This window comes from Streptomyces sp. NPDC002574 (assembly GCF_042889545.1).
Lineage (GTDB): Bacteria > Actinomycetota > Actinomycetes > Streptomycetales > Streptomycetaceae > Actinacidiphila.
Genome location: NZ_JBIARB010000010.1, coordinates 78,466 through 87,366, shown reverse-complemented (window position 1 = coordinate 87,366; position 8,901 = coordinate 78,466). Strand labels below are relative to the sequence as shown.

Genomic DNA, 8,901 nt, shown 5'->3' with positions numbered 1-8,901 from the left:
GCGCGTTCCGACAGGGCTTGGGGGGCGGCTACTCACGGGTCACTAAGCTCGCGAAAGCAGTGGGGATCGCTCCGGAGCGCCGGCCTCCCCGAGGGGTGTGACACTTTCGGCCCGCAGGACGCTGAACAAGACAGAAGCGGCCGGAGACGCTCCTGTGGGGGGAGGCGGACTTCGGCCGCTTCACCTGGGACGGTGGCCGCCGGGTCGGTCCACCCGTGAGGCCAGAGCCGCGAATTCCCGCCAGCTCCGATCCGGCCGGCCCGGATCCACAGTTTCTGCGCCAGGGCCCGCAGCGGCATGCGGATCCCCGCCGCGACCCGTGCCTGGCTCTCGGCGCCCGCGCGGTCGCACCAGACGGCCAGCCGCGCGCCGACGACGCGGTCCGGGCCGGACAGCGCCGCCGGCACCGCGTGGTCGCGGTAGACCACGGCCGGGGTCCACCGCTCGTAGATGCGCTGCCCGGTGGGGTACGGGAACGCCGCCGGGCCGCCGAGCACGTAGTACAGGTACCGGGAGTTGAGGTTGACCAGTTGCCTGCCCCGGCTCAGGTAGTGCTCGGGCAGCGGGCCGCGCCGCTTGTTGCTGGACCAGTAGGCGACGACGCGGTCGGCGTCCGGTGCGACCACCCGGCCCGCGTGCGGGCCGTCGCCGCCGGCGGGGAAGCCGTCGTTCCACGCCTCGGCGCGCTTGCCGAGGCTCCGCAGCGTGGCGGCCCGGTCGTTGAGCCAGCCGGTGGCGGCGTCGGCCACGGTGGCACGGGGGCCGTAGCGCTCCCGGGCGTACGCGGCGAGCCCGGGGAAGGACCGCTGGGGGTCGCGCACGACCAGCGCGCCGTACTCGTCGCCTCCCAGGTGCCAGGACCGCCCGGGGAAGAGCGGAGCGAACTCCCGCACCAGGTCGTCCACGAGGCGCGCCGCCCCGGGCCGGGAGATGTCGAGGGCACCGCGCACCGGGACGCCGCGCCGGTCGCGCAGCTGCAGGCCGGGGTGGGCGGCGAGCACCGCGCCCAGGTGCCCCGGGCTGTCGATCTCGGGGACGACGGAGACATGCCGCCGGGCGGCGAGGGCGACGACGGCGCGGACGTCGGCCTTGGTCAGGTGCCGCCGCGGGACGAGCTCGGGGTGGGTGCGGCTCTCGACCCGGAACCCCTGGTCGTCACTGAGGTGCAGGTGGAGCTCGTTGTACTTCAGGTCGCCGAGTTCGCGGACCCGGTCCTCCAGCCAGCCGCGGCTGAAGTACTTGCGCCCCAGGTCGACCATCAGCCCGCGCCGCGGCCGGTCGGGACGGTCCTCGACGGTGCCCGCCGGCACCCGTCCGGTGGAACGGAGCGCCTGAAGAATCGTGCGGGTGCCGTAGAAGGCGCCGGCGTCGGTGCGGGCGCGCACGATGACACGGTCGGGAGTGCTTGTCATCTCGTACGACCCGGGATCGCTGCTACTCCGTTCGAGTGAAAGTGACAGGGTGATGTCCCCGGGCCCGGACTCCCCGGTCGCGTACGGCAGTCGCAGCTCCCCCGCGAGCAGCCGCGCCTCGTCCGCCGGCCTCCCGCCCGACGTCGCGACCACACGGAACCCGGCGCGCGGGACGAAGCCCGCCGTGGCGGCGGGCACGAAGGAGCGGACGGCCGGGATCGAGGGGAAGGCGGAGGCGCCCGCGGGCGTCGCGGAAGCGGACCGCGCCGGAGGATACGGTGCGCCAGCCCGGCCGCCCGTCGTGGCGGACACCGCCGGATCCGGGTCCATGGCGAGCGCGGGTCCGACGAAGGAAGTGGCGGCGACGGCGGCCGTGACGACGCACACCGCCGCACACTTCGCCCGGATACGCCACATGATCTGACGTTATTCCCGAATGGCGCAGCCCGCCGTGCGGGGTCACCGTGGACGTGCACTTTCGTTCCCGTACGGGTGAAATTCGCGCATCCGTCGTACAGGGCCGAACATACGCCGATACGGTGGCGCTCACGCGCCGTCCACTCCCACGGACGCCCCACGCGCCACCGTCAGTTCCGTTGTCCCCGGCATTTTCCGTAGTACCGCGCAGTACCCCCGCAGCACCGCGCAGTCCCCCCACCCCGCAGTCCCCCCGCAGTTCCAGGAGAGCACCGCTGACCAGCGACACTCCGTCCGCCCAGCCGACGACACCGCCGCTGCTCCCGCCGCAGTCCCGCGGCGCAGAGCGCACGGCCCGGCCGTCCCGTCCGGCGCCTTCCCCCGGCCGCCCGCGCGGCGGCCTGGACGGCTTCAACGACGCCCCGCCCGCGGTCGCCGAGGCAGCCCTGCTGAGCTGCTGCGGCAGCCTGCGCTGGGCCCGCCGGGTCGCCGCCCACCGCCCCTACCCGGACGTGGACGCGCTGCTCGCCGCCGCCGACGAGGCCGCCTACGACCTGTCACCCACCGACCTGGCCGAAGCCCTCGCGGGCGAGGCCGCGGGCGCCCCGCCGGACATCGCGCCCACCCGCGGCAGCCTCGCCGCGCACACCGCGCTGCGGGCCGCCCAGGCGGCCTACGAGGCCCGGTTCGGGCATGTCTTCGTCGTCAGCCTGGACGGGGTCGACCCCGATGAGACCCTCGGCCTGCTGCTCGCCTCGCTGCGCCGCCGCCTGGGCCACGACCCCGACGAGGAACGCGTGGTCGCCGCCGAGGAACTGCGCCGGGTGACCCGCACCCGGCTGGCCCGCCTCGCGCGCGGGGACGATCCCGCGGGGCAGGGGGTTCCCGGTGGATACACCCACCCGTGCGGGATCGATCACACCTGACGGACCCGGCAGGACGTAGCCGACAGGCCGTCGCTACGATGGCCAGGGCCGGAGGACCGTACCCGGCCGGGCCCGACCGACCAAACGAAGCCGGCTGGCCCCTCACCGCTCCCGGAGGGTTTTTTCCGTGCCGGCTGGAACGTTGTACCGCGGCCGGGAAGGCATGTGGTCATGGGTGGCTCATCGCGTCACCGGTGTCCTCATCTTCTTCTTCCTGTTCGTCCACGTCCTCGACACCGCACTCGTGCGGGTCTCCCCCGAGGACTACGACAAGGTCGTCGACACCTACAAGCAGCCCATCGTCAGCCTTCTTGAATACGGGCTGGTCGCCGCTGTCCTCTTCCACGCTCTGAACGGCCTGCGCGTCATCGCCGTCGACTTCTGGTCCAAGGGCCCGAAGTACCAGAAGCAGATGCTGTGGTCGGTCGTCGGAATCTGGGTCGTCCTGATGATCGGGGCGATCTACCCCGTCCTCGGTCACGCCGCTCGAGTGCTGTTCGGGAGCTGAGTCCATTCATGTCCGCAACCGACCACGTGGAGCTCAGCTCCTCCAGCGCCGCCTACGGCCCTGACAACCCGGCTCCCTTCATCGAGGCGCCACGCGCCCGTTCGAAGCGCACGCCGCGCTCCACCCGGACCAACTTCGAGCTGTACGGCTGGCTGTTCATGCGCCTGTCCGGCATCGTGCTCGTGGTCCTGGTCCTCGGCCACCTGCTGATCCAGCTCGTCCTCGACGGCGGCGTGACCAAGGTCGGCTTCGCCTTCGTGGCCGGCCGCTGGGCGTCCCCCTTCTGGCAGACCTGGGACCTGATCATGCTGTGGCTGGCCATGCTGCACGGCGGCAACGGCCTGCGCACCGTGATCAACGACTACGCCGAGCGGGACAACACCCGGTTCTGGCTGAAGATGCTGCTGTACACGGCGACGGCGTTCACCATTCTCCTCGGCACGCTGGTGATCTTCACCTTCGATCCGAACATCCGCTAGCCAGGGCTGGACAGGGAAGCGACCCCCCATGCAGATCCACAAGTACGACACCGTCATCGTCGGCGCGGGTGGCGCCGGCATGCGCGCCGCCATCGAGGCGACGAAGCGCAGCCGCACCGCCGTGCTGACGAAGCTCTACCCCACCCGCTCCCACACCGGCGCGGCCCAGGGCGGCATGGCCGCCGCCCTCGCCAACGTCGAGGAGGACAACTGGGAGTGGCACACCTTCGACACGATCAAGGGCGGTGACTACCTGGTCGACCAGGACGCCGCCGAGATCCTGGCGAAGGAGGCCATCGACGCGGTCCTCGACCTCGAGAAGATGGGCCTGCCCTTCAACCGCACGCCCGAGGGCCGGATCGACCAGCGCCGCTTCGGCGGGCACTCCCGCAACCACGGCGAGGCCCCGGTCCGCCGCGCGTGCTACGCGGCCGACCGCACCGGTCACATGATCCTCCAGACGCTGTACCAGAACTGCGTCAAGGAGGGCGTGGAGTTCTTCAACGAGTTCTACGTCCTGGACCAGCTCCTGGTCGAGGAGGACGGCGTCAAGAGGTCCGCCGGTGTGGTCGCCTACGAGCTGGCCACCGGCGAGATCCACATCTTCCAGGCGAAGTCGGTCGTGTACGCCTCCGGCGGCACCGGCAAGTTCTTCAAGGTCACCTCCAACGCGCACACCCTCACCGGTGACGGCCAGGCCGCCGTCTACCGCCGCGGTCTGCCGCTGGAGGACATGGAGTTCTTCCAGTTCCACCCGACGGGCATCTGGCGCATGGGCATCCTGCTGACGGAGGGCGCCCGCGGTGAGGGCGGCATCCTCCGCAACAAGGACGGCGAGCGCTTCATGGAGAAGTACGCGCCCGTCATGAAGGACCTCGCCTCGCGCGACGTCGTCTCCCGCGCGATCTACACCGAGATCCGCGAGGGCCGCGGCTGCGGTCCCGAGGGCGACCACGTCTACCTCGACCTCACCCACCTGCCGCCGGAGCAGCTGGACGCCAAGCTCCCGGACATCACGGAGTTCGCGCGCACCTACCTCGGCATCGAGCCCTACACGGACCCGATCCCGATCCAGCCGACCGCGCACTACGCCATGGGCGGCATCCCGACCAACGTCCAGGGCGAGGTCCTCTCGGACAACACCACCGTCGTCCCGGGCCTGTACGCCGCCGGCGAGGTCGCCTGCGTCTCCGTGCACGGCGCCAACCGCCTCGGCACCAACTCACTGCTCGACATCAACGTCTTCGGGCGCCGCGCCGGCATCGCCGCCGCGGACTACTCGGCCACCGCCGACTACGTCGAGCTCCCCGAGAACCCGGCCGAGCTGGTCGTGAACCAGGTCGAGACGCTGCGCGCCTCCACCGGCAACGAGCGGGTCGCGACGCTCCGCAAGGAGCTGCAGGAGACCATGGACGCCAACGTCATGGTCTTCCGCACCGAGCAGACCATCAAGACCGCGGTCGAGAAGATCGGCGAGCTGCGCGCGCGGTACAAGAACGTCTCGATCCAGGACAAGGGCCGGCGCTTCAACACCGACCTGCTGGAGGCGATCGAGCTCGGCAACCTGCTCGACCTCGCCGAGGTCATGGCGGTCTCCGCCCTGGCCCGCAAGGAGTCCCGCGGCGGTCACTACCGCGAGGACTACCCCAACCGCGACGACGTCAACTTCATGCGGCACACGATGGCGTACCGCGAAGTGGGTGCCAACGGCACCGAAGCGATCCGTCTCGACTACAAGCCGGTCGTGCAGACCCGCTACCAGCCCATGGAGCGTAAGTACTGATGAGCACCGCGACCCTCGACAAGGTCGAGGCCGAGGCCCAGGCCTCGCCCTACATCACCGTCACCTTCCGGATCCGCCGGTTCAACCCGGAGGTCTCCGCGGAGCCCACGTGGCAGGACTTCCAGCTCGAGATCGACCCCAAAGAGCGGGTCCTCGACGGCCTCCACAAGATCAAGTGGGACCTGGACGGCACGCTGACCTTCCGTCGCTCCTGCGCCCACGGCATCTGCGGCTCCGACGCCATGCGCATCAACGGCCGCAACCGCCTGGCCTGCAAGACCCTGATCAAGGACATCAACCCGGAGAAGCCCATCACGGTCGAGCCCATCAAGGGCCTCACGGTCCTGAAGGACCTGATCGTGGACATGGACCCGTTCTTCCAGGCCTACCGGGACGTGATGCCCTTCCTGATCACCAAGGGCAACGAGCCGACCCGCGAGCGCCTGCAGTCCCCCGAGGACCGCGCGCGCTTCGACGACACCACCAAGTGCATCCTGTGCGCCGCGTGCACGTCGTCCTGCCCGGTGTTCTGGAACGACGGCCAGTACTTCGGGCCGGCGGCCATCGTCAACGCGCACCGCTTCATCTTCGACTCGCGTGACGAGGCCGGCGAGCAGCGCCTCGAGGTCCTGAACGACAAGGACGGCGTGTGGCGCTGCCGCACCACGTTCAACTGCACCGACGCCTGCCCGCGTGGCATCGAGGTCACCAAGGCCATCCAGGAGGTGAAGCGCGCGCTCATCACGCGTCGCTTCTGATCCCGCCTCCCCAGGTCCGCCCGAGGGCCCCGCACCCGCTTCACCGGGTGCGGGGCCCTCGGGCGTTCATGTCGTCAGCGCGTTCTGGATCTGCCTGCGGCTGACCGTGTGATCGACGCACCCGGCGAGCCTGCGCAGCTCGTCGTACCCGGCCCCGCCCGCCAGGCGGGCCAGGGCGCGCGCCAAGCGGCGTACGGCCACGCACGCCGGTGCGCGAACTGCCGGTCCATGCGCTCCGCCTGGGCGGACAGCATCTTCTCGATGTCCTTGGCCGTGGCCCTGAGCCGCGTCAGTTCTTCCGCGTGATCACGGCGCACGGTGGCCGGTGCGCCCTTCAGCACCTTGCCGGCCGCGTTGCGCCACGTGAGCATGGCCCGTGCGCCGTCGATCGCCAGCTCCACGGTGGTCCCGCCCAAGCGGTACGTGACACCCTGCCCTGGATCGCCGAGTCCGTACCCCGGGACGGCGAGTTCCTCGATGTCCTCTCGGCACAGCCCCCGTGCCTCCGCCTGAGCCTCGAGCGCGACCTCGATGTGCTTGAGCGTGGCCTTGTACGTCACATGAGCACCGAGCCGAGCGAGCTCGGCGAGCGTGTCCTCGCGGCCGCCGCGGGCCGGTGCGAGAACGGCGGCGTTCGCGACCTTGGGACCGCGCGGTCCGGTGCCGGGAACCCTCCGCAACGCGGTCTCCACGAGGGACCCGAGGACGCGCGCGCTGTCGGGATGCGGCGGTAGCAGGGGCACCAACCACGTCAGGCCGCGCAACGCGGTTGCGTTGTACGGGTCGTAGCCACCGTTGTGGACCGCGTCTTGGCCGGCGTACGGCTGCGTCCGCGGGCGTCCGGCGAGCGCGAGCCACGCCACGACCGCAGGCCGCACCTGCTCCGTCCCGATTCCATCGATCAGCGCCTGCGCCTCCCTCTCCCACTTCGCAGTGGGGCGGGCCGCAACCGCCGTCAGTGCGGGCAGCAACAGCCCCTCCCATTCGGGACCTACGGCGGCTGCACGGGCCAGTGCGGCGTCCGCCCATGCCTCGCCGCAGTTGAGCACGGGGAGGGTGAGCGTCGTGCAGGCATCGACGAGCGGGGAGCCCGGCCAGTACGACACCGCCGCGGTCCGCCGGACAACAGCGACAACCGCGTCCGGAATCCTGTGGCCCGCCGCCCGTTCGGCGTCGACCATCGCCACCAGCGTTTCCGGCCAGTGGGTCACGTACTGGCTGCCGTACTGCTCCAGCTTCTCGCGCCGCTCCTCGATCTCGGCGGCCTTCGCGAGCCCCCTGGTGATCAACCCCGGTAGCGTCCGGTCCGACCCGCTCCGCGTCAGGACGGCGGCCAGGCGGCTCCGCTCGCGAACCGGCATCGCGCGGAGCAGGTCGACCACGGCGCCCTCGTCGGCGTCGTCCCAGCGGTGGCGGTTCACCTCGCCGATCCCCACCAGGTGGGAGGCCAAGGCCTCCACGTCCCCCCGCGCGATCAAGTCCCGCACCTGTACGCGCCCGTTCATCGTTCCCCACAGCGTCCGCACCGGTCGCTGTCTCCCGTCGATCGTTCCAGTCCGCAGAGCCTAGAACCGGGCTCTGGCAGCTCCCCACGCGCCGCCTTCATGTCCCGTTCCGGCCTATGGCGCACTTATTGATGATCTGTCATTCTCTGAGCAAGATGCCGGAGAACTCCCGGGGGGACATCATGGTCAATTTGATGCAGCCGATACCACTCGGCTACGGGCGGGCAGCTAAAGAAGCCCAGTCCATCGCGGCTCCACTACTAACCGCGGCAGCACTTTCCTTGGCTGGGGTGGTGGCGGGGGCAGACGGCGCGGCGTTTCGCTGGCCGGGAATCACCCTCTTGGTTCTCGTCACCACCTCCGTTGCATTGGTGGCAAGTATTCAGCTGAGCTATCACGCTCGACAGTACCTGTACTCGCGACAGGACATCGACGATTGGTACCAGCCAGAATATCGAACTGACACCCCCGCCTACGACTTGCTGTGCGACTGGCAATTGAAGGACTATCGAAAGTGGGCGCGCTTCAATCGCCGTGGACTTGCGTGCTTCAACGCCGGAACCATCCTCCTGGGAGCGGGTGTAGCTCTGGCCCTTCTGCCGCCAGAGATCGGCAGGCAGGCCGAATGGCGGTGGGCGGCGGCCGCAATCGTGATCGCCGCAACCATCGCGGACATGGCTTGGACGTTCTACGTCTACAGGAGGACCCGAGAGCTCGAAGCGCAACGCAGGTCCTCGCTCACCGGAATCGTCAACAAGATGTGAGGCGATAGATGACCGTACATACGATGACCCTTCCTGGCCTGGGCCCCTTGAGCGACCTGCCGGTATGCCGCGGGGCAGTCGGCGAAAAGAACTGCAAAGGACCGATCCCCAAGCCACTCAAGGGAGATTCGAAAGAGGCGTGGGAAAGGATTATCCCGCAGGGGGGTGAAGCGATACAGGCCTATCTGAGTGCCTACAACAGCACCGCAACGCACCTCGACAAGTGTCCGTTCCAGGATCTCCCACCCTCGGTCCACGTATGGTGCGCCGACCAGGACGACTGGTATGCCAGCCTCGAGGCTGCGGCAAATCGCCTTTACGGCACAGGCTTCGGCCGCTAGGCGCCCGT

Annotated in this window: 9 protein-coding genes; 7 read left to right on the top strand and 2 right to left on the bottom strand. The window is 69.9% G+C overall.

Annotated features, from left to right (window positions below; genetic code table 11):
* Positions 1-32: 32 nt before the first annotated feature.
* A complete protein-coding gene (locus tag ACFYXS_RS25060) occupies positions 33-1,829 on the bottom strand; it encodes a glycoside hydrolase family 20 protein (RefSeq protein ID WP_389251864.1) in 1,797 nt (598 codons plus the stop codon).
* 179 nt (positions 1,830-2,008) lie between these two features.
* Between ACFYXS_RS25060 and ACFYXS_RS25055 the strand changes: the two genes are divergently transcribed.
* The 5 genes from ACFYXS_RS25055 (at position 2,009) to ACFYXS_RS25035 (ending at position 6,283) form a co-directional block, all read left to right on the top strand.
* Complete coding sequence (locus ACFYXS_RS25055) at positions 2,009-2,755, top strand: 2-oxo-4-hydroxy-4-carboxy-5-ureidoimidazoline decarboxylase (protein ID WP_389251862.1); 747 nt, start codon at positions 2,009-2,011, stop codon at positions 2,753-2,755.
* 127 nt (positions 2,756-2,882) lie between these two features.
* Positions 2,883-3,263 carry a succinate dehydrogenase, cytochrome b556 subunit gene (gene sdhC, locus ACFYXS_RS25050; protein ID WP_319658631.1) on the top strand — a complete coding sequence of 127 codons (381 nt, stop codon included), beginning with the start codon at positions 2,883-2,885 and terminating at the stop codon, positions 3,261-3,263.
* 8 nt (positions 3,264-3,271) lie between these two features.
* Positions 3,272-3,742, top strand: coding sequence for a succinate dehydrogenase hydrophobic membrane anchor subunit (locus ACFYXS_RS25045; RefSeq protein WP_389251859.1), 471 nt, complete (start codon positions 3,272-3,274; stop codon positions 3,740-3,742).
* Positions 3,743-3,770: 28 nt separating this feature from the next.
* Positions 3,771-5,525: a succinate dehydrogenase flavoprotein subunit gene (gene sdhA, locus ACFYXS_RS25040; protein WP_389251857.1), complete on the top strand. Its 1,755-nt coding sequence runs from the start codon at positions 3,771-3,773 to the stop codon at positions 5,523-5,525.
* Positions 5,525-6,283 (top strand): succinate dehydrogenase iron-sulfur subunit, encoded by a 759-nt coding sequence (locus ACFYXS_RS25035; protein ID WP_319658627.1) that lies wholly within the window; start codon positions 5,525-5,527, stop codon positions 6,281-6,283. The genes sdhA and ACFYXS_RS25035 overlap by 1 nt, the downstream gene beginning before the upstream one ends.
* 74 nt (positions 6,284-6,357) lie before the next feature.
* Here the strand turns inward: ACFYXS_RS25035 and ACFYXS_RS25030 are convergent, their stop codons facing one another.
* Positions 6,358-7,761 carry a DUF4132 domain-containing protein gene (locus ACFYXS_RS25030; RefSeq protein WP_389251855.1) on the bottom strand — a complete coding sequence of 468 codons (1,404 nt, stop codon included), beginning with the start codon at positions 7,759-7,761 and terminating at the stop codon, positions 6,358-6,360.
* Positions 7,762-7,943: 182 nt separating this feature from the next.
* Here ACFYXS_RS25030 and ACFYXS_RS25025 point away from each other — a divergent pair, with 182 nt between their 5' ends.
* The gene (locus ACFYXS_RS25025; RefSeq protein ID WP_389251853.1) at positions 7,944-8,552 is read left to right on the top strand and encodes a hypothetical protein; all 609 of its coding nucleotides are present in this window, start codon (positions 7,944-7,946) and stop codon (positions 8,550-8,552) included.
* Between the two features lie 47 nt (positions 8,553-8,599).
* Positions 8,600-8,893, top strand: a complete 294-nt coding sequence (locus tag ACFYXS_RS25020; RefSeq protein WP_389251851.1) for a hypothetical protein — start codon at positions 8,600-8,602, stop codon at positions 8,891-8,893.
* The last annotated feature ends 8 nt before the right edge of the window (positions 8,894-8,901 follow it).

Bases quoted from the DNA above. Each gene is read 5' to 3' on its own strand.
- ACFYXS_RS25060 (WP_389251864.1), bottom strand. From the start codon at position 1,829: ATGTGGCGTATCCGGGCGAAGTGTGCGGCGGTGTGCGTCGTCACGGCC.
- ACFYXS_RS25045 (WP_389251859.1), top strand. From the start codon at position 3,272: ATGTCCGCAACCGACCACGTGGAGCTCAGCTCCTCCAGCGCCGCCTAC.
- sdhA (WP_389251857.1), top strand. From the start codon at position 3,771: ATGCAGATCCACAAGTACGACACCGTCATCGTCGGCGCGGGTGGCGCC.
- ACFYXS_RS25035 (WP_319658627.1), top strand. From the start codon at position 5,525: ATGAGCACCGCGACCCTCGACAAGGTCGAGGCCGAGGCCCAGGCCTCG.
- ACFYXS_RS25025 (WP_389251853.1), top strand. From the start codon at position 7,944: ATGCCGGAGAACTCCCGGGGGGACATCATGGTCAATTTGATGCAGCCG.